Origin of the sequence: Trinickia symbiotica (assembly GCF_003028655.1) — a bacterium.
Lineage (GTDB): Bacteria > Pseudomonadota > Gammaproteobacteria > Burkholderiales > Burkholderiaceae > Trinickia > Trinickia symbiotica_A.
On record NZ_PYUC01000004.1, the window covers coordinates 86654 to 110945 of the forward strand.

Sequence of the window (24292 nt, forward strand, 5' to 3'; positions counted from 1 at the left end):
AACGGCTGGCCGGATGGCCTAGGCCGTACCAAGCCCGCGCGGACGGGCTGGGGAATGGCGCTACAATGCGTCGACCTCCTATTCTAATCGGCCCCGACGCCTGGATTTTTCTTCTCATGTCTACGAATCCCGCGAAAACCAAACTGCGCGACGCCGCGCTCGACTATCACGAGTTTCCCGCTCCCGGCAAGATCGCGATCGCGCCGACCAAGCAGATGATCAACCAGCGCGACCTGGCGCTCGCGTATTCGCCGGGCGTGGCGTTCGCGTGCGAGGAGATCGTCGAGAACCCGCTCAACGCGGCGCGCTTCACCGCGCGCAGCAATCTGGTCGGCGTCGTGACGAACGGCTCGGCCGTGCTGGGGCTCGGCAACATCGGCCCGCTCGCGTCGAAACCGGTCATGGAAGGCAAGGCGGTGCTGTTCAAGAAGTTCGCCGGCATCGACGTTTTCGACATCGAAATCAACGAGCCGGACCCGAATAAGCTCGTCGACGTCATCGCGGCACTGGAGCCGACGTTCGGCGGGATCAACCTCGAGGACATCAAGGCGCCGGACTGCTTCATCGTCGAGCGCGAATGCCGCAAGCGGATGAAGATTCCCGTCTTCCATGACGACCAGCACGGCACCGCGATCGTGGTGGCCGCCGCGGTCCTGAACGGGCTGAAGGTGGTCGGCAAGGAGATCGGCAAGGTCAAGCTCGTCGCGTCGGGCGCCGGCGCGGCGGCGCTCGCGTGCCTCGACCTGCTCGTCGATCTCGGGCTGCCGCTCGAGAACATCTTCGTGACCGACCTGGCCGGGGTGGTCTACAAGGGGCGTGCCGAGCTGATGGATCCGGACAAGGAGCGATTCGCGCGCGAGACGTCGGCGCGCACGCTCGCGGAGGTGATCGAGGGCGCGGACATTTTCCTCGGCCTGTCGGCCGGCGGGGTGCTGAAGCCCGAGATGGTCAAGCATATGGCCGACAAGCCGCTGATTCTCGCGCTCGCCAACCCGACGCCCGAAATCCTCCCGGAGGTCGCGCTCGAAGTGCGGCCCGACGCCGTGCTCGCCACGGGACGCACCGACTACCCCAATCAGGTCAACAACGTTCTCTGCTTCCCGTTCATCTTCCGCGGCGCGCTCGACGCGGGCGCGACGACGGTCACGCGCGAGATGGAGATCGCGGCCGTCAATGCGATCGCCGAGCTCGCGCGCCAGGAGCAGAGCGACATCGTGGCGACGGCGTACGGGATTCAGGACCTTTCGTTCGGACCAGACTACCTGATTCCGAAGCCGTTCGATCCGCGCCTCATCGTGAAGATCGCCCCGGCCGTGGCGCGAGCCGCGATGGATTCGGGCGTGGCCACGCGGCCGATCGAGGACATGGAGGCCTACAAGCAGCACTTGCAGCAGTTCGTCTACCACAGCGGCACGACGATGAAGCCGGTGTTCCAGCAGGCGCGCGCCGTGGCGCCCGAAAAAAAGCGCGTGGTGTTCGCGGAGGGCGAGGAGGAGCGCGTGCTGCGCGCCGTGCAAATCCTCGTGGACGAGAAGATCGCCACGCCGATTCTGATCGGCCGGCCCGCCGTCATCGAAAACCGAATCGAGCGCTACGGATTGCGGCTTGCGGCAGGGGTCGATTTCACGATCGTGAATACGGAACATGACGAGCGCTACCGCGATTTCTGGCAGACGTATGCGCATATGATGGCGCGCAAGGGCATCAGCCAGCAGATGGCGAAGCTCGAAATGCGCCGGCGCACGACACTGATCGGATCGATGCTGCTCGAGAAGGGCGAGGCCGACGGGATGATGTGCGGCACGATCAGCACGACGCATCGGCATTTGCACTTCATCGATCAGGTCATCGGCAAGCGGCCCGGCTGCAGCGTCTATGCCGCGATGAATGCGCTGGTGCTGCCGGGGCGGCAGATCTTCCTCGTGGATACGCACGTGAACGTGGATCCGACGCCCGAGCAGTTGGCGGAGATCACGATCATGGCGGCCGAGGAAGTGCGGCGTTTCGGTATCGAGCCGAAGATCGCGCTCGTGTCGCACTCGAATTTCGGTACGAGCAACGCACCGTCGGCGCAAAAAATGCGCGAGACGCTCGCGCTGCTGAAGGAGCGGGCGCCCGATCTGCAGGTCGACGGGGAGATGCACGGCGATGTTGCGCTCGATTCGAATCTGCGGCGTGAGGTGCTGCCCGAATCGACACTCGAGGGCGACGCCAATCTGCTCGTGCTGCCGAACATCGACGCGGCCAACATCGCGTACAACCTGCTCAAGACGGCGGCCGGCAACAACGTCGCGATCGGCCCGATCTTGCTGGGTGCCGCCAAGCCCGTGCACGTGCTGACGGCTTCGGCCACCGTGCGGCGTATCGTCAACATGACGGCGCTGCTCGTGGCGGACGCCAACGCCGCGCGCTGACGCAGGCACCACACCGCCGCCAAGATGACACACGCTCTCGAACGGAGATCCTCGAGCGGCCGGTGCAAAAACGACGAGCAAAAAAAACGGCGTGCCCGCGATGGGCACGCCGTGGGCGATAGAGAGGATTGCCGCCCAAAAGCGTGAAACGACGACTCCCAGGTTCTGAACCGGCGACGAGGAGGCAAAAACCCGTCGCGATCGGAGCCATCACTGTTAGCTTAACGTAAACTGGATAAAAATTCCGCGAAAAAGATAAAAAGATACGCGGGATCGCGGAGACGGACTGCCGGTCGAGGCAGTCGGCGCGCGTAAACCTTTCATTTTCCACACAAAGATTGCTTCCGAGGACCGTTAGGGATACCCTTACGCTTTTCGTGGTCGTTCACGTCGAGAAACGAAAGCAGGGAAATCGGGCCGATCAATGAAGAAGAACGCGCGGGGAGGCGCGGCAGCGGCGAGAAAGCGCGGCGGGATGTTCGTCGGCTTGCTGGTGGCGGCTGTGCTCGGTGGCTTCGGGAGCTTCGTTCCGGGCGCCGTGGAGCCGTTCGGCTGGCAGGCCGCGCTTGCGCGCGAGCCGGCTCACGGTTATGGCGAGTCAGGACGGGTCGGCCCAACCATCGCGCGGGCGCAATTGCCGCGCGAGGCGGTAGACACATTGAACTTGATCGCGGCCGGCGGGCCCTATCCGTATGCGAAGGATGGCGTGGTGTTCGGCAACTTCGAAAGGCTGTTGCCGGCGCGCCCGCGCGGCTATTACCACGAATACACGGTTCCTACGCCGCGCGCCAGAAATCGCGGCGCCCGCCGCATCGTCTGTGGCGGACCGCCAAGGCGGGCCGACAACTGTTTTTATTCGGACGACCACTACAACAGTTTTAAACGCATTGTTGAATGATATCGGGATGAGCGGCATGAGCGACAACATCTACGCGCACGATTCGCAAGTCGCGACGGATCTGTTCGCGGCCGGCGACGGCAATCTTTTTCAGCGCGTCATGCAAATGCGCAAGGCCGAGCGCGGCCAGGGCGCGCAACATGAGGACGAGCCCGGACGTTCATCGAAAGAGGAGCCTATGAGCTTATTCGCGACGGTGCGGCCGAACATCGTGCAGTCGATCCGGGCGTTCCGCGTGCAGGATCTCGCCGACGAGGCGGGCCGGCTCGGCCAGCATTTCCTCTACGCCTATTGTGGCGGCGCGGCTTCGAAGCAGGAGGTGCTCGAGACGATTGCGACGTCGTTCCTGTTTCCGAAGCATTTCGGCAAGAACTACGACGCGCTTTATGACTGTCTGACCGATTTGGTGGACAAGGCCGGCGCGCAGCCGGGGTTCGTCATCGTGCTCGAAGCGCTGCCGATCGCGCAGAAGTTCGACAAAGAGGGACGCGAGACGCTGCTCGACGTCTTCCGCGAAGCGGCGGAGTTCTGGGCCGAGCGCAAAGTGGCGTTCCGCGTTTTTTACTCGTTCGCCTGAGCGAGATAAACGCGAGTTGGTCTGCCGCCAGATCGGCGATAGCGACCGCTGCAAGATCAAAAGGCCTGCCGCCGCGCAGGCCTTTCTTTCGTCTGTGCATGGTCGGAACGCGCCGCAGGTACCGGTATCCGGTAAAAAAATGCCGGAAATCGGTATCGATGTCGCCGCGAAATCATCCAGGCGCGAAGCGGCTGGACGGCTCGAGCCGGCTACCAGCCACCCCAGCGCGCCGCAAGCGCGGCTAGCACCGCAATCCCGGCGGTCTCGGTGCGCAACACGCGCGGGCCCAGCGAGAGCGCCGTGAAGCCGCGCGCAGCGGCGGCATCTTCCTCTTCCGGTGAAAGCCCCCCCTCGGGACCGATCAGCAGCGTCACCGCGGCGCTCGGTGCGGCAGCGGGCAACGCAGCGAACGGAAGCTGCGCGCGCGGTGAAAGCATGAGCCGTAGCTCGCCTTCGGCAGCCGCGCCGGACAACCCCTCCAGCCAGCGCTCGAAGTCGTTCGGCGCTTCGACCGCCGGCACACGGTTTCGACCGCACTGCTCGCACGCGGACTGAACGAGCGCTTGCCAGTGCGCCTGTCGGCGCGCGACGCGCTCGCCGGTGAGGCGGACCACGCTTCTTGCCGTCGCGAGCGGCACGAAGCGCGCCGCGCCGAGCTCGACCGCCTTCTCGATGAGCCAGTCCATCTTGTCTCCGCCCGCTACACCTTGCGCGAGCGTGATTTCGTAAGGCGGCTCGACGTCGACCGCCGAAAACTCGCCGACTTCCACGACGGCGCTGCGCCGGCCGACTTCGGCGAGCCGAGCGGCATATTGGCCTCCTTGGCCGTTGAAGAGCGTCAGCGTGTCGCCGGGATTGAGACGCAGCACGTGAACATGGCGCGCCACGTCGTCGGGCAGCGTGAGAACGTCACCCGAATGGATGGCGGCATCGAGAAAGAAACGGGGCATGGCAACGAAGTCGAAAATCTGCTGCTCGCGGTAGCGGCAGCGGCAGCAAATGCAGGGCGCAGCAACTCCGCGATTATAGGAGCGGACCCTCGCTCGAGCGCAGTGGCCAGCGGACGTTTGGCGGCCGGAATCCCGGCGGCTATCTGTTAGAATTACACGCTTTGCAGCCCCGTCCGTTCGCTCCCCCGGCTACCGTCGCGTCAAGCGAGCCCGCGCGGCCGATGCCGTCCCGCCGTGGCCCTCGCGGCCCACGCCGGCGACGTCCGAAAAGCGCGCAGCCCCGAGCGACGGTCCGCCTTCGGCCCCGCTTTCTCGACTCGTTCTTCCGCACCGACATGACGACCTCGTCCCCCGCTCCGACCGCCCTGATGGCGAATGCGATTCGCGCACTCGCGATGGATGCCGTGCAACAAGCGAACATAGGCCATCCCGGCATGCCGATGGGCATGGCGGAGATCGCCGTCGCGCTTTGGTCGCGGCACCTCAAGCACAATCCGGCGAATCCGCACTGGGCCGACCGCGACCGCTTCGTGCTCTCGAACGGGCACGGCTCGATGCTGCTCTATTCGCTGCTGCACCTGACCGGCTACGAGCTGCCGATGGCGGAGCTCAAGAACTTCCGCCAGCTCCACTCGAAGACGCCCGGCCACCCCGAATACGGCATCACGCCCGGCGTCGAGACGACGACCGGGCCGCTCGGCCAGGGTCTCGCGAACGCGGTCGGGATGGCGCTCGCCGAAGCGCTCCTCGCGGCCGAATTCAACAAGGCCGATGCCAAGATCGTTGATCACCACACCTACGTCTTCCTCGGCGACGGCTGCCTGATGGAAGGCATCTCCCACGAGGCGTGCTCGCTCGCCGGCACGTTGAAGCTGAACAAGCTCATCGCGCTCTATGACGACAACGGCATTTCGATCGACGGCCACGTCGAGCACTGGTTCCACGACGACACGCCGAAACGTTTCGAAGCCTATGGCTGGAACGTGATTCGCGCCGTGGACGGTCACGACGTCGAGGCCGTCGATGCCGCGATCGAAGCGGCCAAGCGCGCGGACCGGCCGACGCTGATCTGCTGCAAGACGGTGATCGGCAAGGGCGCACCGACGAAGGCGGGCACGCACGACGTGCACGGCGCGCCGCTCGGCGCCGCCGAGGTCGCGGCCACGCGCGAGGCGATCGGCTGGAAGTGGGAGCCGTTCGTCATTCCGCAGGAAGTCTATGTGGCGTGGGATGCGAAAGAGCAGGGTGCGCGCAACGAGGCGCACTGGAACGACGCCTTCGCGCAATACCGGCTGAATTATCCGCAAGAGGCGGCAGAATTCGCGCGCCGCGCCGCGGGCCAACTGCCCGCCGACTGGGCCGCGAAGGCACAGGCCATCATTGCGGGCGCGAACGAGCGCGCCGAGACCGTCGCGACGCGGAAAGCCTCGCAGCAAGCCATCGAAGGACTCGCCGCGGCGCTGCCCGAACTGCTCGGCGGCTCGGCCGACCTGACGGGCTCGAACCTCACGAACTGGAAGGCGAGCAAGCCCGTGCGCGCGGCCGAAGGCGCGGCCGCCGGCATCCAATGGGGCAACCATATCAACTATGGCGTTCGCGAATTCGGCATGAGCGCCATCATCAACGGCGTCGCGCTGCATGGCGGCTACAAGCCCTTCGGCGGCACGTTCCTGACGTTCTCCGACTACAGCCGCAACGCGCTGCGCGTTGCCGCGCTGATGAAGGCGCCTTCGATCTTCGTCTTCACGCACGATTCGATCGGACTCGGCGAGGATGGCCCGACGCACCAGCCGATCGAGCATCTGGCGAGCCTGCGCCTGATCCCGAATCTGGCACTCTGGCGTCCGGCCGATACGGTCGAGACGGCGGTGGCGTGGACGCAGGCCATCGAGCACCGCGGCCCGTCGTGCCTCGTTTTTAGCCGCCAGAACGTGGCGTTCGCGACGCGTACGGACGCTCAGATCGCGAACGTCGCCAAGGGCGGCTATGTGCTGCGCGACTGGAACGACGAGATCGTCGCGCGCAAAATCATCCTGATCGCGACCGGCTCGGAAGTCGAGCTCGCCTTGAAGGCGATCGAGCCGCTCGCGCGAGAGGGCATCGGTGCGCGCGTCGTGTCGATGCCATCGACGACGGTCTTCGACCGTCAGGACTCCGAATATCGCGAGCGCGTGCTTCCGAAGGGCGTGCGCCGCGTAGCGATCGAGGCAGGCGTGACCGACTACTGGCGAAAGTACGTCGGGCTCGAGGGTGGCGTGGTCGGTATCGACACGTATGGTGAATCGGCCCCGGCCGGCGTGCTCTTCAAGCACTTCGGTTTCACGGTCGAGCACGTCGTCGCGCAGGCGAAGGCGGCGCTCGATTCATAAGAGGACGAAAGGCGGAACGCCCGCAAGGCCGTCTTGAGGCGCCCGGCGGGCTTTCGAACATCGAAGGTATTTTTCAGCCCAAGATCAGGAGAAACAGCATGACGATTCGCGTTGCAATCAACGGTTATGGCCGGATCGGCCGCAACACGCTGCGCGCGTTCTACGAGAGCGGCAAAAAGCACGATCTCGAGATCGTCGCGATCAACGACCTCGGCGATGCGAACACCAACGCGCATCTGACCAAGTACGACACGGCGCACGGCCCGTTTCCGGGGCAAGTGTCGGTGGAGGGCGAGTTCCTCGTCGTGAACGGCGACAAGATCCGCGTACTCGCACATCGCAATCCAGCCGAGCTGCCGTGGCGCGAGCTCAACGTCGACGTCGTGATGGAGTGCACGGGTCTCTTCACGTCGAAGGAAAAGGCGGGCGCTCACCTCGCGGCCGGCGCGAAGAAGGTGCTGATTTCGGCGCCGGGCGGCAAGGATGTCGACGCGACGATCGTCTACGGCGTGAACCACACGGCGCTGAAAGCCGACCACACGGTCATCTCGAACGCGTCGTGCACGACGAATTGCCTCGCACCGCTCGTCAAGCCGCTCAACGACAAAATCGGCCTCGAGTCGGGCCTGATGACGACGATCCACTCGTACACGAACGACCAGGTGCTGACCGACGTCTACCATTCGGATCTGCGTCGTGCGCGCTCGGCCACGCATAGCCAGATTCCGACGAAGACCGGCGCGGCCTCGGCGATCGGGCTCGTGCTGCCCGAGCTCGCGGGCAAGCTCGACGGCTACGCGATCCGCGTGCCGACGATCAACGTGTCAATCGTCGACCTTTCGTTCATCGCCAAGCGCGACACGACCGTCGACGAGATCAACGCGATCATGAAGGACGCGTCCGAAGGTGGAGCGTTGAAGGGCATTCTGGCCTACAACGACGCGCCGCTCGTCTCGATCGACTTCAACCACAATCCGGCTTCGTCGACGTTCGATGCGACGCTCACGAAGGTGTCGGGCCGTCTCGTCAAGGTGTCGAGCTGGTACGACAACGAGTGGGGCTTCTCGAACCGCATGCTCGATACGGCCATCGCGCTCGGGACCGCGAAGTAAGCGGGAGAGTCGCCGCGCCGGCCAGAAAGTCCATCGACGCTGGCCGGCGTCGGCTATCGGAGTGGAACGCTGCCCGTTCAGTGCTTGCGGTGCGGGCAGTTTTCTTTTGTGCAGGCGCCGTAGAGCGCTAGCGCGTGTTCCTGGAGCTTGAAGCCGCGCGCTTCGGCGATCGAGTGCTGGCGCGATTCGATTTCTGGGTCGAAGAACTCCTCGACGCGTCCGCAGTCGATGCAGACGAGGTGATCGTGATGCTTCCCTTCGTTGAGCTCGAAGACGGCCTTGCCTGACTCGAAGTTGCTGCGCGAGAGCAGTCCCGCCTGCTCGAATTGCGTGAGCACGCGATAGACGGTGGCGAGCCCGATGTCGAGTTGCTCTTGCAGCAGGTTTCGGTAAACGTCTTCCGCGGTCAGATGACGCACGGCGCTGCGCTGGAAGATCTCGAGGATTTTAAGGCGCGGTAGAGTCGCCTTGAGCCCTATATTTTTCAGATCCGTGGGATTGGTCATGGGTCGGCGTCCCTAGAGTACAATGCAGGGCTCCAATGGTAATGGTTTTTTGCTTTTCCGGTTACCTCAGTATGCGCCGGGCCGCCCCAAGCATACTGAGCACCCCCTCGGGGAAAAGACGCGCAAGATGCAAACGGAGGCCCGCACGGTGGGTGAAATGAGTCGAAATTTTGTTTTGAAGACATGTCGGGGGAGCAAAAAGAACAGCATGGCGCGCGGCGCTTTCGCCGTGATGGCGGCGCTTGCCGTTCTCGCCGGTTGTTCGACCTACGATAGCCTCACGCAGCGCGTCGCGCAAAGCATCACGCCTTATCGGATCACGGTCGTTCAGGGCAACTTCGTCTCGAAAGAGGCCGCCGCGAAGTTGCGTGTCGGCATGACGCGCGCCGAGGTGAGGACCGCGCTCGGCACTCCGCTCTTGACCGACATGTTCCACGCCGATCGTTGGGACTATCTGTTCTATTTCAAGCGCGGCTCGACCTCTGTCGTGCAGCAGCGCGATTTCATCGTCCACTTCGCGGATGACCGCGTCGCAAGCTGGGAGGGCGGCGACGACTTGCCGTCCGAACTCGAGCTGCTCGCCGACATCGACGGCGACAAGCGCGGCAAGAAGGCGAAAACCGTCGCGGCCATCGCGAGCCCGGCCAGTGCCGCCGCACCGGCCGCCGCGTCGGCGGCGAGCGCGCCCGCGGCGGCCGAAGCCTCCGCACCGGCGGCGGCGTCAGGCGCCGGCGCCGATCCGAACGCTCAAGCCGCGCAGGCGGCCAACCGTGCCGTCAACCAGGTGCAGTCGCCCACCGGCGGGGCGCCTTCCGTGCGCTCGGGCAATCCCTCGCCGGGCGGGCCCGGCGGCGCGACGCCGCAGTTCCAGTTTCATCGCCAGCCGCAACCGGCTTCGCCCGATCAAAGCCAGCCTGTCGGGCCGGCCGGCACGGAAAGCAGCAACGGGTCGGGCAGCGGCGCGCGCTCGGCTTCGTCGTCCGTCAGTTCTTCGTGAGGGCAGCTTGCCGATGAAAATCGCCATAGCGGGCGCATCGGGCCGAATGGGCCGGATGCTGATCGAAGCGGTGCTGAACGATCCGGACGCGACGCTTACCGGCGCGCTCGATCGCCGCGATGCTCAGACGATAGGCGAGGACGCGGGCGCGTTTCTCGGCAAGAAAACCGGCGTCGCGCTCACGGGCGACATCGACAGCGTGCTCGCCGCTTCCGATTGCCTGATCGACTTCACGCGTCCCGAGGGCACGATGGCGCACGTCGAGGCGGCGCTGCGCCACGGCGTCAAACTCGTGATCGGCACGACGGGCTTCGATGCGAGCCAAAAGCAGGCGCTCGCGCGCGCCGGCGAGAAAATCGGCATCGTCTTCGCGGCCAACATGAGCATCGGCGTCAACGTCACATTGAAGCTGCTCGAATTCGCCGCACCTTACTTCGCCCAAGGGTACGACATCGAGGTCATCGAGGCGCATCACCGCCATAAAGTCGATGCGCCTTCGGGCACCGCGCTGATGATGGGCGAGGCCGTCGCGGGTGCACTCGGGCGCAAGCTCGACGATTGCGCCGTCTATGGCCGGCACGGCATCACGGGCGAGCGCGATCCGTCGACGATCGGCTTCTCGGCGATCCGGGGCGGCGACATCGTCGGCGATCACACGGTCCTCTTCGCCGGTGCCGGCGAGCGCATCGAGATCACGCACAAATCGGCGAGCCGCGTCTCGTATGCGCAAGGAGCGCTGCGTGCGGCACACTTTCTCGCCGGGCGCGATGCGGGCTTCTACGACATGCAGGACGTGCTCGGGTTGCGCTGACGCGCCGACAGGCCCTCAGGCGGGCAATTTTCCCGATTTCGTCGATTTCTCCGGTTTCGTCACGCGGCCGGCGCGGCGTGTGCGCTACACTCGGCGAACGAGGACGCACGGCGCACGGCGCTGAGCCGAAAAGCCGACGGCGTCCTGTCCTGAGACAACGCATTTTCAGTTCGGATCGAATCGTGAACACCGGCATGCTTCACTACCTGGAATCCGGTGACGCCGTGACGCACGGCGTGGCTTACCTTCTGCTGGCGATGTCGGTGGCGAGCTGGTGCTTCCTGATCGCGAAATGCTGGATGCTCGTCCGAGCGAAGCGCCAGGGGCCGCGCGCCATGACGCTCTTCTGGCAGGCACCGACGCTTTCGGAGGCCGTGCTCGCGATTCGCGGCGCCGATAAGGAGCGTGTTTTCGCACCGCTGGCGGAAGCGGCGCTCGAAGCAGGGCAGGCGTACGCGCCGAATGCGATGCTCGCGCGCGTCGAGCTTTCGGAGCGCGTCACACGCGCGCTGCGCCAGGCGCTGACCGCATCACGGCGGCGGCTCGAGTTCGGCCATGTCCTGCTTGCTTCGATCGGCAGCACCGCGCCGTTCGTCGGCCTGCTCGGCACGGTCTGGGGCATCTATCACGCGCTGACGAGCATTGCCGCGAGCGGGCAGGCCGTCATCGAGAACGTGGCGGGGCCCGTTGGCGAGGCGCTCATCATGACGGCATTCGGCCTCGTCGTCGCCATTCCCGCCGTGCTCGGCTACAACATCCTCGGCCGCTTGCAGCGGCAGCTGTCGGAGGATTTGGACGGCTTCGCCCGCGATTTGCACGCTTATGTCTGCGCGCCCGGCAAAGAGGCGACGCATCGGCCGCGCGACGCGCAACTGCAGGCGTAGAAGAGTGGAGGGAGAAGAGGATGGCATTCGGCGGATTCGACGGGCATCATGAAGCCGCGCCGATGGCGGACATCAACATGACGCCGCTCATCGACGTCATGCTCGTGCTGCTCGTCATCTTCATCATCACCGCGCCGTTGCTCACGCACGCGATCCGCCTCGATCTGCCGAAGGTTTCGTCGGCGCCGGCGCGGCAGACGCCGCAGACGATCACGCTTTCGATCGACGATGCGGGCAAGCTCTACTGGAACGGCAAACCGTCTTCGCTCGAGGCCGTGCGCGCGGCGCTGACCGCGGCGGGCAAAGCGCCGCAGCCTCCCGAGATCCACTTGCGCGCGGCACGCGCCACGCGTTACGACATCATCGCCCAGGTCATGGGCGCGGCTCAGCAAGCCGGGCTCGAGCGGATCGGCTTCGTGACGGAGCCGCCCCCACCGCAAAGCCCCGCAGCGCGTTGACGTCTGCTCCGACGGTATAATCGACCCTTTCCCTTCGCGAGAGGGGACGCGCTTTCCAACGCCGTGATTTCCAAGCGGGCCTACTGTCCCGCGCGCGAGCAGGCCGAAGCGGCCGACGAGACGAAGCGCCACGAGATACCAGCCCAAACCACGCCCATGCAAGAAAGATACTTACCCGCCGATATCGAAGCCGCTGCCCAGGCAGATTGGCGCGCATCCAACGCTTACCGGAGCGAGGAGATTGCCGGCAAGCCGAAGTTCTACTGCGTGTCGATGTTGCCGTATCCGTCGGGCAAGCTGCACATGGGGCACGTGCGCAACTATACGATCAACGACGTGATGTACCGCTATTTGCGGATGAACGGCTACAACGTGCTGATGCCGATGGGCTGGGACGCGTTCGGCATGCCGGCCGAGAACGCGGCGATGGCGAACGGCGTGCCGCCCGCGAAGTGGACCTACGACAACATCGCCTACATGAAGGGGCAGATGCAGTCGATGGGGCTGGCGATCGACTGGTCGCGCGAGGTCGCGACCTGCAAGCCCGACTACTACAAGTGGAATCAGTGGCTCTTTCTGAAGATGCTCGAGAAGGGCATCGTCTACAAAAAGACCGGCACCGTGAACTGGGACCCTGTCGACCAGACCGTGCTCGCGAACGAGCAGGTGATCGACGGGCGGGGCTGGCGTTCGGGCGCGGCCGTCGAGAAGCGCGAGATTCCGATGTACTACATGCGGATCACCGACTATGCCGACGAGCTGCTGAACGACCTCGGCGGCCTCGGCTGGCCTGAGCGCGTGAAGGTGATGCAGCAGAACTGGATCGGCAAGAGCTATGGCGTGAACTTCGGCTTTCCGTACGAGCTCGATGGCGAGAAGAAGCTGCTTCGCGTCTTCACGACGCGCGCCGACACGATCATGGGCGTGACGTTCTGCGCCATCGCGGCCGAGCATCCGCTCGCGGCACGCCTCGTTCAGGACAAGCCCGAGCTGCAGACGTTCATCGACGAATGCCGGCATGGCGGGGTGGCCGAGGCCGATATCGCCACGATGGAAAAGAAAGGCGTGCCGACGGGCTTTTTCGTCACGCATCCGCTCACGCACGAGCGCGTGGAGGTCTGGATCGGCAACTACGTGCTGATGAGCTACGGCGAAGGCGCGGTCATGGGCGTGCCCGCGCACGACGAGCGCGATTTCGCATTCGCGAAGAAGTATGGTCTGCCGATCAAGCAGGTCATCGCGAAAGCCGGCTTCGACTATTCGACCGACGCCTGGCAGGATTGGTACGCCGACAAGGAGGGCGTCGTCTGCATCCAGAGCGGCAAGTACGACGGCCTGTCGCATCAGGACGCCGTCGACGCGATCGCGGCGGATTTGAATGCGCTCGGTCTCGGCGACAAGCGCGTGACGTGGCGCCTGCGCGACTGGGGCATTTCGCGCCAGCGCTATTGGGGCACGCCGATCCCGATCATCCACTGCCCTTCGTGCGGCGACGTGCCCGTGCCCGAGCAGGACCTGCCCGTCGTGCTGCCCGAAGATCTCGTGCCGGACGGCACCGGCAATCCGCTCGCCAAGTCCCAAGCGTTTCTCAACTGCGCGTGCCCGAAATGCGGTGCGCAGGCGAAACGCGAAACGGACACGATGGATACGTTTGTCGATTCGGCGTGGTACTTCTCGCGCTACGCATGTCCCGATGCGCCGACGATGGTCGACGCGCGCACCGATTACTGGATGCCGATGGATCAATACATCGGCGGCATCGAGCACGCGATCCTGCACCTGCTCTACTCGCGGTTCTGGGCCAAGGTGATGCGCGACATGGGCCTCGTTGCGTTCGGCGAGCCGGCGAAGAACCTGCTCACGCAGGGCATGGTGCTCAACGAAACGTTCTATCGCGAAGACGCGTCGGGCAAGAAGACTTGGTACAACCCGGCCGACGTCACGGTCTCGCACGACGAGAAAGGACGGCCGATCGGTGCGACCCTGAACTCGGACGGTCAGCCGGTGCAGCTCGGCGGCATCGAGAAGATGTCGAAGTCGAAGAACAACGGCGTCGATCCGCAGTTGCTCATCGATCAATACGGCGCCGATACGGCGCGTCTTTTCACGATGTTCGCGTCGCCGCCCGAGCAACAGCTCGAATGGTCGGGCGCGGGCGTCGAAGGCGCGAGCCGTTTCTTGCGGCGCCTCTGGTCGTTCGCCTATGCGAACCGTCCGACCTTGACCGCACGCGGCGCGCTCGATGCCGGCTCGCTCGCCGAGGCCGACAAGACGTTGCGGCGCGAGATCCACGGCGTGCTCAAGCAGGCCGATTTCGACTATCAGCGCCTGCAGTACAACACGGTCGTTTCGGCGGCGATGAAAATGCTCAACGCGCTCGAAGGCGCGAAGAACGGCCACGCGCCCGTGCTGCGCGAATGCTATGGCATCTTGCTGCGTGTGCTCTATCCCGTCGTGCCGCACGTCACGCATGCGCTCTGGGACTCGCTCGGCTACGCGGACGAGTTCGGCCCGCTGCTCGATGCGCCGTGGCCGAAGGTCGACGAAAAAGCACTCGAGCAGGCCGAAATCGAGTTGGTGCTGCAGGTGAACGGCAAAGTTCGCGGCGCGCTGACGATTGCGAAGGATGCGCCGCGCGAGGCCATCGAAAGCGCGGCGCTTGCGCACGAGATGTTCGCGCGTTTCGGCGAAGGCAAGCCGGCGAAAAAGATCGTCGTGGTGCCGGGACGGCTCGTGAACATCGTCGTCTGACGGCGGGGCTCGGGATGAGGCCTCGCAGCGATAGAACTGAGGAACCAACAACGTGATTCGCCGATCGTTTCTTGCCCTCGCTTGCGGCGCGATGATGCTGAGCGCGTGCGGCTTTCAACTGCGCGGACAGCAGGACTACGCATTCAAGCGGCTCGCGATCGTCGGCGCGCCGGCACCGGTCGCCGCGCGTCTCGCGCGCATGGTGCAAGGCGGCAGCGATACGGTGATCGTCAAGTCGACGGCCGATGCCGACGCGATCCTGAGCGTCGGCGAGGGTCGCGGCCAGTCGATATTGACGCTGAGCTCGCTCGGCATCGCGGAAGAGTATCAGCTCAACTACTCGCTCACCTATACGCTGACCGGCGTCGACGGTACCGTCTTGATTCCGCCGAGCGTCATTGCGCTCAACCGCGCGATGACCTACAGCACCCAGTACACGCTCGCCAAGTCGCAGGAATCGGAGCTGCTCTACGCGGACATGCAAAACGACGCCGTCGATCAGCTCACGCGGCGTCTCGCGGCCGTCCACTCGCTGCATCCGGGACCGGGCCAGCAAGTGCCGGGTGTCGCGCCGCGCGCGCCGCTGCCGCCGCCGCCGCTCTGACGGCCGCTGCCGCATCCGCCTTCATCCGCCGGCACTCGTATCGGATTCGCATGCAACTGCGACTCGACGCGCTCGAAGCGCATCTCACCAAGGGGCTCGGAAGCCTCTACGTCGTCTATGGCGACGAGCATCTGCTCGTTCAGGAAGCCTGCGACCGTATTCGCGCGGCGGCGCGCGCGGCCGGCTTCACGGAACGTTCGGTGTTCACGGTCGAGCGCAGCTTCGACTGGAGCGCACTCATCGGCGCGAGCCAATCGATGTCACTCTTCGGCGAGCGGCAACTGATCGAGCTCCGCGTCCCGTCGGGCAAGCCAGGCAAGGAGGGCGCTGATGCGCTGAAGGCACTGGCGTCGGCCGGCAACCCCGATCTGCTGACGCTCGTCACACTGCCGCGCCTCGATGCTGCGACGCAGAAGGCGGCATGGTTTGCCGCGCTCACCGATGCCGGCGTGGCGTTGCGCATCGATCCCGTCGAGCGCGCGCAACTGCCGAACTGGGTGGCGCAGCGGCTCGCCCAACAGGGGCAGCGCGTCGCGGCGGGCGAGGAGGGGCGGCGCGCGCTGCAATTCATCGCGGAGCGCGTCGAGGGCAATTTGCTCGCGGCGCACCAGGAAATCCAGAAGCTCGGCCTGCTCTATCCGGCCGGCACGCTGACGTTCGACGCGGTGCACGACGCCGTGCTCAACGTGGCGCGCTACGACGTGTTCAAGCTCAACGAGGCGATGCTCGCGGGCGACGTCGCCCGGCTCGCGCGAATGATCGACGGATTGAAGGGCGAAGGGGAGGCGGCCGTCCTCGTGCTCTGGGCGTTGTCCGAAGAGGTGCGCACGCTGCTCAGGATCAAGCGCGGGGTGGCGGCAGGCAAGCCCTTAGCCGCGCTCTTGCGTGAAAACCGCGTCTGGGGGCCGCGCGAGAGGCTCGTCGGGCCGGCGCTGGCGCGCTTGACCGAGGCTCGGCTCGAAGAGGGGCTGGCGCTCGCCGCCGCCCTCGATAGGCAGGTGAAGGGGCTCACAGGCAGCGTGCCGGGCGCACGCCGCGGAGAGCCGTTGCCGCCCGATCCATGGGACGGCCTCTTCGAGCTCGCGGCGCTCGTCGCCGCGCCGGAAAAGCGCCGAGGCGCCGGTTCGCGGGCTGCAACCTGAGCACACCGCCCCACGCGCGATTGCGGTGGGTTCCGCTTACAATCGGTGAATCCCCGTTTGCAGGCATGGCGCTTCGACGTCGGCGCGCCGTTCGCTAGAGACTGATTATGAACATCGACGACTACATGAGCGGCGTCGGCCGCAAGGCCCGCCAGGCTTCCCGCGCGATGGCACGTGCCACGACCGCGGCGAAGAACGACGCCCTCGAATCGATCGCGCGCGCGATCGAACGCGAGGCCGCGGCGCTGAAAGAAGCCAATGCGCGGGACGTGGCCAGTGCGCGCGAAAAAGGACTCGACGCGGCGTTCGTCGACCGCCTCACGCTTTCGGACAAGGCGCTATCGACGATGGTGGAGGGGCTGCGCCAAGTGGCGGCGTTGCCTGATCCGATCGGTGAGATCGACGGTCTCAAGTACCGTCCGAGCGGCATTCAGGTCGGACGCATGCGCGTGCCGCTCGGCGTGGTCGGGATCATCTACGAGTCGCGCCCGAACGTCACGATCGATGCGGCCGCGCTTTGCCTGAAGTCGGGCAACGCGACGATCCTGCGCGGCGGCTCCGAGGCGCTCGCGTCGAATACCGCGCTCGCGGCGCTGATCGGTGAGGGGCTCGCGGCGGCCGGCTTGCCGCGCGATGCCGTGCAGGTCGTCGAAACGGCCGACCGGGCTGCCGTCGGCAAGCTGATCACGATGACCGAGTATGTCGATGTGATCGTGCCGCGCGGCGGCAAGAGCCTCATCGCACGGCTGATCGAGGAAGCGCGCGTGCCGATGATCAAGCATCTCGATGGCATTTGCCACGTCTATGTCGACGACCGCGCCGACGTGGCGAAGGCGCTCGCCGTCTGCGACAACGCGAAGACGCAGCGCTACGGCACCTGCAATACGATGGAGACGCTGCTCGTTGGGCGCGGCATCGCGCGTGCCGTCCTGCCGCCGCTAGCGCGCCTCTATCGCGACAAAGGCGTCGAACTGCGCGTCGATGCGGCGTCGCGTGCCGTGCTCGAGACGGCGTGCGGCGGCGACACGCCCGCGCTCCCGCTCGTCGATGCGACGGAAGAGGACTGGCGCACCGAATATCTCGCGCCGATCCTGTCGATCAAGGTCGTCGACGGCATCGATGCGGCGATCGAGCACATCAACACGTACGGCTCGGCCCATACCGATGCGATCGTCACCGAAGATCATGATCGCGCGATGCGGTTTTTACGCGAGGTCGATTCGGCGAGCGTGATGGTCAATGCGTCGACGCGCTTCGCGGACGGGTTCGAATACGGGCTCGGCGCCGAGATCGGCATTTCGAACGACAAGCTGCACGCGCGCGGCCCGGTGGGGCTCGAGGGCCTCACGTCGCTGAAGTACGTCGTGCTGGGGCACGGCGAGGGGCGCCAGTAACAAGATTCGAACAAATCGCCGATGCTCTGGATCAAGACGTTCCATATCGTCCTCGTGGCCGCCTGGTTTGCCGGCCTTTTCTATCTTCCGCGCATCTTCGTCAACCTCGCGATGGAAACCGAGCCGGCGGCCGTGGGGCGTCTGCTCATGATGGCGCGCAAGCTGTTTCGCTTCATGACCTTCATCGCCGTGCCGGCGCTCGCGTGCGGGCTCTGGCTCTGGCTCGTGATCGGCATCGGCGCGGGGCAGGGCTGGATTCACGCGAAGGTGGGCGTCGTCGTGCTGCTCGTCGTCTATCACTTTTACTGCGGGCGTTTGCTCGCCACGTTCGAACGTGGCGAAAACCGCCGCTCGCACCGCTGGTATCGGTTCTTCAACGAACTGCCCGTGCTGGGCCTGCTCGCCGCGGTTGCGCTCGTCGTCTTGAAGCCGTTCTAAGCGCGACGTTCCGCGCACGTCCTATCCGTTCGCGTCGATGCGGCGACGCGTGATCGTCGCCTTCGCGCGCCCGAGCTTGTCGGCAAGCTCGGGGCCGCGCCGCAGCGCGACGCCGACGGCGAGGATGTCCCCGATCGCAAGATGCGACATGCGCGAGGTCATCGGCGAAAACACATCGGTTTCCTCGGTGACGTTCGCGATGAGGCTGACGGTCGCGATCTGCGCGAGCGGAGAGTTGCCGTGCGTGATCGCGACGACCTTCGCGCCGCAATCGAGCGCCGATTGCGCCGCATCGACGATATCGCGCGTGCGTCCCGTGTTCGAAATCGCCACGACGACATCGCCCGCGGAAAGCAGCGCGGCCGACATCGAGTACGTGTGAGGATCCGCGTAGGCGACGCTGGGAATGCCGAGGCGGAAGAACTTGTGCTGAATGTCCTGCGCGGCGATGCCCGAGCCGCCGGCGCCATAGAACTCGATGCGCGAGGCCTCGGCAAGCAGATCGATCGCCTTCGCGATGCTCGCCGCCGACAAGCTGTTGCGCACCTCGATCAGCGCCCCGATGGTCCGATCGAATACTTTGGCCACGACGCCCGGTGCCGGCTCATCGGGCCGTACGTCACGATAGACGGACGGCACGCCCTGCGCGATGCTTTGTGCGAGCCTGATCTTGAATTCGCGGAATCCCCCGCAGCCGAGCGCGTGGCAGAAGCGCGCGATCGTCGGCTGGCTGACGCCGACGCGCTCGGCCAGCTCCGTCATGGCGAGATCCAGTACCTCGCGCGGGGTATCGAGGATGTAATCGGCGAGTTTGCGTTCGGACGGGCGCAGCTGCGCGCGCATCGTTTCGATTCGGGCAAGCATGGTGAGGGGCACGCGTCGTGCGCAATGATCGATCGTCGAAACAGTATCGCTGCTCGCGTGTAGAAAATCTACACAATTTTGCTACGCCCTGTTTTAGCTAGGCGCTTACACCGTACAAAGCAGGAAAGCGCGTTGATGGGCATTGGGTGTGCTGCCCATTGCTGTGATGTAGTTTTTCTACTAAACTTCGTGCGCTCAGTAGGCCTTGCTGTTCAGTCCGGTGGCCAGCGCCACCGCGTCGTTGCGATCGAAGGCGAGCCAAGATAGAGGTGCTCGCCGTTTTTCAAAGCAAAGGAGCGTTCCCCCATGGCTTCGCTGCATCCCACGCTGATCGAAGTGACCGAGCGCATCATCGCGCGCAGCGAGCCGACGCGCTCGGCGTATCTCGCGCGCATCGACGCGGCCCAGGGAAAGTTCCCGGCGCGCGGCACGCTTTCGTGCGCAAACCTCGCCCACGGCTTCGCCGGGCTCGAAGGCAACGACAAGCTCGCCATCAAGGCCATGCGCGTGCCGAACGTCGGAATCGTCTCGTCCTACAACGAGATGCTCTCCGCCCACGCGCCCTACAAGGACTTCCCGGACATCATCAAGCTCGCCGCGCGCGAGGCCGGCGGCGTCGCGCAGTTCGCGGGCGGTGTGCCGGCCATGTGCGACGGCATTACGCAGGGCAATCCGGGCATGGAGCTGTCGCTCTTCTCGCGCGAAGTCATCGCGATGGCGACGGCCGTCGCCTTGACCCACAACATGTTCGACGCCGCGCTCTGCCTCGGCATCTGCGACAAGATCGTGCCAGGTCTTCTGATCGGCGCGCTGCAGTTCGGTCATCTGCCGACGATCTTCGTGCCGGCCGGGCCGATGACGAGCGGTCTGTCGAACGACGACAAGGCGAAAATCCGCCAGCAGTTCGCGACGGGGCAAGTCGGCCGCGATGCGTTGCTCGAAGCGGAGTCGGCCGCCTACCATGGGCATGGGACATGCACGTTCTACGGCACCGCGAACAGCAACCAGATGCTGATGGAAGTCATGGGGCTGCATTTGCCCGGGGCCGCGTTCGTGCATCCTCACACGCCGCTGCGCGATGCGTTGACGGCCGAAGCCGCGCGGCGCGTGCTCGATCTCACCGTCGAGCGCGGCAATTACACGCCGATCGGCCACGTGATCGACGAGAAGGCGATCGCGAACGGCATTGTCGCGCTGCTCGCCACGGGCGGCTCGACGAACCATACGCTGCATCTCGTCGCGATCGCACGTGCGGCGGGTATCGTCATCGACTGGGACGACTTCGACAAGCTTTCGACGGTCGTTCCGCTGCTCGCGAAGATCTATCCGAACGGCAAGGCCGACGTGAATCACTACCATGCGGCGGGCGGCATGGCGTTCCTCGTCCGTAATCTGCTGGAGGGCGGCCTGCTTCACGAAGACGTGAAGACGGTGGCCGGCAACGGCTTGTCGCGCTATACGCAGGAGCCGCGTCTCGTGGACGGCGCGCTGACGTGGGTGCAAGGCGTCGACGTGAGCGGCGATACCAAGGTCCTGCGGCCGATCGACGATCCGTTTCAGCCGGACGGCGGCCTGCGACTCATGCAAGGCAAGCTCGGTCGAGGCGTCATCAAGATTTCGGCCGTCGCGCGCGAGCATCGCGCGGTGCGTGCCCCGGCCATCGTCTTCGATTCGCAAGAAGCTGTGCAGGAAGCGTTCGACAACGGCGAGCTCAAGCGCGATTTCGTCGCCGTCGTCCGCTTCCAGGGCGCCCGAGCCAACGGCATGCCCGAGCTGCATCGTCTGACGCCGCTGCTCGGCGTGCTGCAGGATCAAGGGTTCAGGGTCGCGCTCGTCACCGACGGGCGCATGTCCGGCGCGTCAGGCAAGGTGCCGGCCGTCATTCACGTGTCGCCGGAGGCGATACAGGGCGGCCCCATCGGCAAGCTGCGCACGGGCGACACGGTCGTCATCGATGCCGAGCGCGGCGTGCTCGACGTCGAGATCGACGCAGCGACATGGGCCGCGCGCGAAGTCGAAACACCGAAGCATCAGGCCGAGAACGAGGTCGGCTTCGGGCGCGAGTTGTTCGGCGTCTTCCGCGCCGCTGCGATGCCGGCGGAGATGGGCGCCTCGGTGTTCGGGCCGCTCGTTGGCGAGACGGTCGAACCAAGCGTTCACGCGACGCGCTAAACAAGGAGGAGTCCTCTATGAACAAGATCGGAGACATCGTCCGCTTGGGCCCGGTCATTCCGGTGCTCGCGTTCGATTCGGTCGAGCAGGGGGAGCACGTATCGCGCGCGCTCCACGCAGGCGGCGTCAAGGTGCTCGAAATCACGCTGCGCACGCCGGCCGGTTTGCAGGCGATCGAGCGGGCGAGCCAGCTCGCGCCCGATATCGTCGTCGGCGTCGGCACGATCACCAAACCCGAGCACTGCGCGCTCGCGAAAAAAGCAGGCGCGCGGTTCGGCGTGTCGCCCGGTCTCACGAAAGACATGCACAAGGCGGCCGAGGACGCAGGGCTGCCGCTGCTACCCGGCGTCATGACGCCGACGGACATTCTCGTCGCGCTCGAGCTCGGCTATGAGATCGTCAAGTTCTTCCCCGCGCAACAGGCTGGCGGCGTTGCGATGCTGCAGGCATTCCACGGGCCGTTCCCGATGCTGAAATTCTGCCCGACCGGCGGCATCACGGCTGAAACGGCGCCGACGTTCCTGGCGTTGCCGAACGTCGTTTGCGTCGGCGGTTCGTGGCTCACCCCCAAGGCCGCCCTGGCGGCGCAGAACTGGGACGAGGTCACGCGTCTCGCACGCGGCGCTTCGGAGCTTGCCGCGCACCAGCACTGATTCGCGCACCACTTCATAGCAAGTCCTCGCGCAAATAAAGTAAAACACGAGGCGCATCGCATTCGCGGTGCGCCCGGCGGCGCACAGGCACGCGCTCGATAGCGCTGGTCGAACTCACCGTCGGCTCTCGCATCGCTCCCATCAAACAGTGCTGATGTCGAGGGTTTTCCTCGATGGAACCGGTTCTATCCATGAATGCCGAGCCCGCCTACAATGCAGCGTCGGCGCGGTACCCGATTTCGGCCATGCTCTGCGCCGGTCGTACAACAAGTCGAATGGATATCCACACCAAGGAGGTGTTTCATGGAATCGGTCCAAGGCGGCCTATTGCTTCTCTACGCGGTGATCGCCATCGCCCTTCTGATTCTGCTGATCACGCGCTACAAGCTGTACCCGTTCCTGGTCTTGATTCTCGTCTCGCTTGGGCTCGGCATGGCGGCCGGTATGCCGATGGACAAGATCGTGAAGTCGTTTGAGAACGGCAACGGCGGGACGCTCGGTCATATTGCAATCGTCGTCGGGCTCGGGACGATGCTCGGCAAGATGATGGCTGAATCGGGCGGCGCGGAGCGCATTGCGACCACGCTGATCGACTGGTTCGGCGAGAAGAACATTCACTGGGCGATGATGTTCGTTGCCGTCATCGTCGGTTTGCCCGTCTTCTTCGAAGTCGGCTTCGTGCTGCTGATTCCGATCGCTTTCAACGTCGCGAAGCGCACGGGCAAGTCGCTGCTCCTGATCGGTCTGCCGATGGTGGCCGGCCTCTCCGTCGTGCACGGCCTCATTCCGCCGCACCCGGCCGCGCTGCTGGCCGTGCAGGCGTACGGCGCCGACATCGGCAAGACGGTGGCGTACGGGATCATCGTGGGCGTGCCGACGGCGCTCGTCGCTGGGCCGATCTTCGCACTGCTCGTGTACCGACAAATCAAGCTGCCCGCCGTGAATCCGCTCGCCGAGCAGTTCGTCCAGGGCAACGGCAACGATCGCGGCAACCCGGGCGGTGCGGTGGGCGCGCAGCTCGCGTCGGGCGGGAATCCCGGCGCTGTCCGCCGCGAACTGCCGAGCTTCGGCATCACGCTCTTCACGATCCTGTTGCCGGTGCTGCTGATGCTGGTCGGTAGCTGGGCCGATCTCTTTTTCGCGCCGAAGTCCGTTCCGAATAATCTGCTTCGTTTCATCGGCAACGCCGACGTCGCGTTGCTGATCGCCGTGCTCGTGAGCTTCTGGACGTTCGGTGCGCAACGCGGCTTTACGCGCGAGCAGATCCAGAAGTTCTGCGGGGACTGCCTCGCGCCGATCGCCGGCATTACCCTGATTGTGGGCGCAGGCGGCGGCTTCGGCGGCGTGTTGCGCGACAGCGGGATTTCCCAGCAAATCGTCGCGGTCGCCACGCATGCGCAGCTTTCGCCGTTGCTGTTCGGCTGGTTCGTTGCGGCCCTGATTCGCCTTGCGACGGGGTCGGCAACGGTCGCGATGACGACAGCCTGCGGCATCGTCGCGCCGATCGCGTCGGCGGCCACGATTCATGTACGGCCCGAATTGCTCGTGCTCGCAACGGGCTCCGGCTCGTTGATCTTCTCGCACGTGAACGACGGCGGCTTCTGGCTGATCAAAGAATATTTCGGAATGACGGTCGGTCAAACGTTCAAGACCTGGTCGCTTTGCGAGACGATCATCTCGCTGCTCGGCCTCGGATTGACGTTTGCGCTGGCGGCGGTGCTTTGAGGAAGTCACTGGAGGAAAGATGATTTTTATCGTGATGGGCGTATCGGGTGCGGGCAAGACGAGGGTTGGCGAGCTGCTGGCCGAACGCCTGTCGTGCAGCTTCACCGATGGCGATGCCTACCATAGCGCCGCGAACAAAGAAAAAATGGCGCACGGCATTCCGTTGACCGACGACGACCGCTGGCCATGGCTGGCGGCGATTCGCGCAGGGATCGAAGCGAAGGTGCGCGCGGGCGAGACGGCGGTGTTCGGCTGCTCGTCGCTCAAGCGCGTTTATCGCGACGTGCTGCGCGGCGGCGCGCCGACGGACGCCGATGTCTGTTTCGTTTATTTGAAGGGGTCGTTCGAGGTGCTGCGCGAGCGGCTTGGCTCGCGCACGGGGCATTTTTTCGATCCCTCGCTGCTGCGCAGCCAGCTCGACACGCTCGAGGAGCCCGGCGAGGACGAGGCGATGACGATTAGCATCGAGCTCACGCCCGAGGCGATCGTCGACGAGGTCGTCGCGCGGATCGCGCGGGAGCGGCAACGCTGATCGGCGTGTGCGTGTGCGCGGGCTCGGATTCGATAGGCATG

Annotated in this window: 21 protein-coding genes; 18 read left to right on the plus strand and 3 right to left on the minus strand. The window is 65.2% G+C overall.

The window, feature by feature from the left end; all coding sequences use genetic code 11:
* Nucleotides 1–116 precede the first annotated feature (116 nt).
* The 3 genes from C9I57_RS08855 to C9I57_RS08865 all read left to right on the plus strand — a co-directional run bounded on the left by C9I57_RS08855 (nucleotide 117) and on the right by C9I57_RS08865 (nucleotide 3889).
* The gene (locus tag C9I57_RS08855; protein ID WP_107150268.1) at nucleotides 117–2414 is read left to right on the plus strand and encodes an NADP-dependent malic enzyme; all 2298 of its coding nucleotides are present in this window, start codon (nucleotides 117–119) and stop codon (nucleotides 2412–2414) included.
* Nucleotides 2415–2838: 424 nt separating this feature from the next.
* On the plus strand, nucleotides 2839–3312 hold the full coding sequence (locus tag C9I57_RS08860; RefSeq protein WP_258187564.1) for a ribonuclease: 474 nt from the start codon (nucleotides 2839–2841) through the stop codon (nucleotides 3310–3312).
* Nucleotides 3313–3328: 16 nt separating this feature from the next.
* Nucleotides 3329–3889, plus strand: coding sequence for a barstar family protein (locus C9I57_RS08865; RefSeq protein WP_107150595.1), 561 nt, complete (start codon nucleotides 3329–3331; stop codon nucleotides 3887–3889).
* Nucleotides 3890–4098: 209 nt separating this feature from the next.
* Here the strand turns inward: C9I57_RS08865 and C9I57_RS08870 are convergent, their stop codons facing one another.
* Nucleotides 4099–4839, minus strand: coding sequence for a 16S rRNA (uracil(1498)-N(3))-methyltransferase (locus tag C9I57_RS08870; protein WP_107150269.1), 741 nt, complete (start codon nucleotides 4837–4839; stop codon nucleotides 4099–4101).
* Between the two features lie 335 nt (nucleotides 4840–5174).
* On the opposite strand from C9I57_RS08870, the gene tkt reads away from it, so the two are divergent.
* Together tkt and gap are read left to right on the plus strand one after the other, a co-directional pair.
* Nucleotides 5175–7208, plus strand: a complete 2034-nt coding sequence (gene tkt, locus C9I57_RS08875; protein ID WP_107150270.1) for a transketolase — start codon at nucleotides 5175–5177, stop codon at nucleotides 7206–7208.
* Nucleotides 7209–7306: 98 nt separating this feature from the next.
* Complete coding sequence (gene gap, locus C9I57_RS08880) at nucleotides 7307–8320, plus strand: type I glyceraldehyde-3-phosphate dehydrogenase (RefSeq protein WP_107150271.1); 1014 nt, start codon at nucleotides 7307–7309, stop codon at nucleotides 8318–8320.
* Between the two features lie 77 nt (nucleotides 8321–8397).
* Here gap and fur read toward each other — a convergent pair whose 3' ends face one another.
* Complete coding sequence (gene fur / locus C9I57_RS08885; RefSeq protein ID WP_018439895.1) at nucleotides 8398–8826, minus strand: ferric iron uptake transcriptional regulator; 429 nt, start codon at nucleotides 8824–8826, stop codon at nucleotides 8398–8400.
* Between the two features lie 208 nt (nucleotides 8827–9034).
* Between fur and C9I57_RS08890 the strand changes: the two genes are divergently transcribed.
* From C9I57_RS08890 to C9I57_RS08930, 9 genes are all read left to right on the plus strand, one after another.
* Nucleotides 9035–9823, plus strand: a complete 789-nt coding sequence (locus tag C9I57_RS08890; RefSeq protein ID WP_107150272.1) for an outer membrane protein assembly factor BamE — start codon at nucleotides 9035–9037, stop codon at nucleotides 9821–9823.
* A gap of 13 nt (nucleotides 9824–9836) precedes the next feature.
* Nucleotides 9837–10634, plus strand: coding sequence for a 4-hydroxy-tetrahydrodipicolinate reductase (gene dapB / locus C9I57_RS08895; RefSeq protein ID WP_107150273.1), 798 nt, complete (start codon nucleotides 9837–9839; stop codon nucleotides 10632–10634).
* Nucleotides 10635–10828: 194 nt separating this feature from the next.
* A complete protein-coding gene (locus C9I57_RS08900; protein ID WP_018439898.1) occupies nucleotides 10829–11518 on the plus strand; it encodes a MotA/TolQ/ExbB proton channel family protein in 690 nt (229 codons plus the stop codon).
* Nucleotides 11519–11538: 20 nt separating this feature from the next.
* On the plus strand, nucleotides 11539–11976 hold the full coding sequence (locus C9I57_RS08905; protein ID WP_107150274.1) for an ExbD/TolR family protein: 438 nt from the start codon (nucleotides 11539–11541) through the stop codon (nucleotides 11974–11976).
* Nucleotides 11977–12132: 156 nt separating this feature from the next.
* Nucleotides 12133–14727 carry a leucine--tRNA ligase gene (leuS, locus tag C9I57_RS08910; RefSeq protein WP_107150597.1) on the plus strand — a complete coding sequence of 865 codons (2595 nt, stop codon included), beginning with the start codon at nucleotides 12133–12135 and terminating at the stop codon, nucleotides 14725–14727.
* A gap of 52 nt (nucleotides 14728–14779) precedes the next feature.
* Nucleotides 14780–15331, plus strand: coding sequence for an LPS-assembly lipoprotein LptE (locus tag C9I57_RS08915; RefSeq protein ID WP_107150275.1), 552 nt, complete (start codon nucleotides 14780–14782; stop codon nucleotides 15329–15331).
* Between the two features lie 50 nt (nucleotides 15332–15381).
* Nucleotides 15382–16473: a DNA polymerase III subunit delta gene (holA, locus tag C9I57_RS08920; protein WP_107150276.1), complete on the plus strand. Its 1092-nt coding sequence runs from the start codon at nucleotides 15382–15384 to the stop codon at nucleotides 16471–16473.
* 107 nt (nucleotides 16474–16580) lie between these two features.
* Nucleotides 16581–17867, plus strand: coding sequence for a glutamate-5-semialdehyde dehydrogenase (locus C9I57_RS08925; protein WP_107150277.1), 1287 nt, complete (start codon nucleotides 16581–16583; stop codon nucleotides 17865–17867).
* 21 nt (nucleotides 17868–17888) lie between these two features.
* Entirely contained in the window at nucleotides 17889–18305 is a 417-nt protein-coding gene (locus C9I57_RS08930; protein ID WP_107150278.1) for a CopD family protein, read from the plus strand.
* Nucleotides 18306–18326: 21 nt separating this feature from the next.
* Here C9I57_RS08930 and C9I57_RS08935 read toward each other — a convergent pair whose 3' ends face one another.
* Nucleotides 18327–19169 (minus strand): MurR/RpiR family transcriptional regulator, encoded by an 843-nt coding sequence (locus tag C9I57_RS08935; protein WP_107150279.1) that lies wholly within the window; start codon nucleotides 19167–19169, stop codon nucleotides 18327–18329.
* Between the two features lie 306 nt (nucleotides 19170–19475).
* Here C9I57_RS08935 and edd point away from each other — a divergent pair, with 306 nt between their 5' ends.
* From edd to C9I57_RS08955, 4 genes are all read left to right on the plus strand, one after another.
* Nucleotides 19476–21341 (plus strand): phosphogluconate dehydratase, encoded by a 1866-nt coding sequence (gene edd / locus C9I57_RS08940; RefSeq protein WP_107150280.1) that lies wholly within the window; start codon nucleotides 19476–19478, stop codon nucleotides 21339–21341.
* Between the two features lie 17 nt (nucleotides 21342–21358).
* A complete protein-coding gene (gene eda / locus C9I57_RS08945; RefSeq protein ID WP_107150281.1) occupies nucleotides 21359–21994 on the plus strand; it encodes a bifunctional 4-hydroxy-2-oxoglutarate aldolase/2-dehydro-3-deoxy-phosphogluconate aldolase in 636 nt (211 codons plus the stop codon).
* Between the two features lie 303 nt (nucleotides 21995–22297).
* Entirely contained in the window at nucleotides 22298–23719 is a 1422-nt protein-coding gene (locus C9I57_RS08950) for a GntT/GntP/DsdX family permease (protein ID WP_107150282.1), read from the plus strand.
* A 19-nt stretch (nucleotides 23720–23738) separates the two neighbouring features.
* Complete coding sequence (locus C9I57_RS08955) at nucleotides 23739–24251, plus strand: gluconokinase (RefSeq protein WP_107150283.1); 513 nt, start codon at nucleotides 23739–23741, stop codon at nucleotides 24249–24251.
* Nucleotides 24252–24292 lie beyond the last annotated feature (41 nt).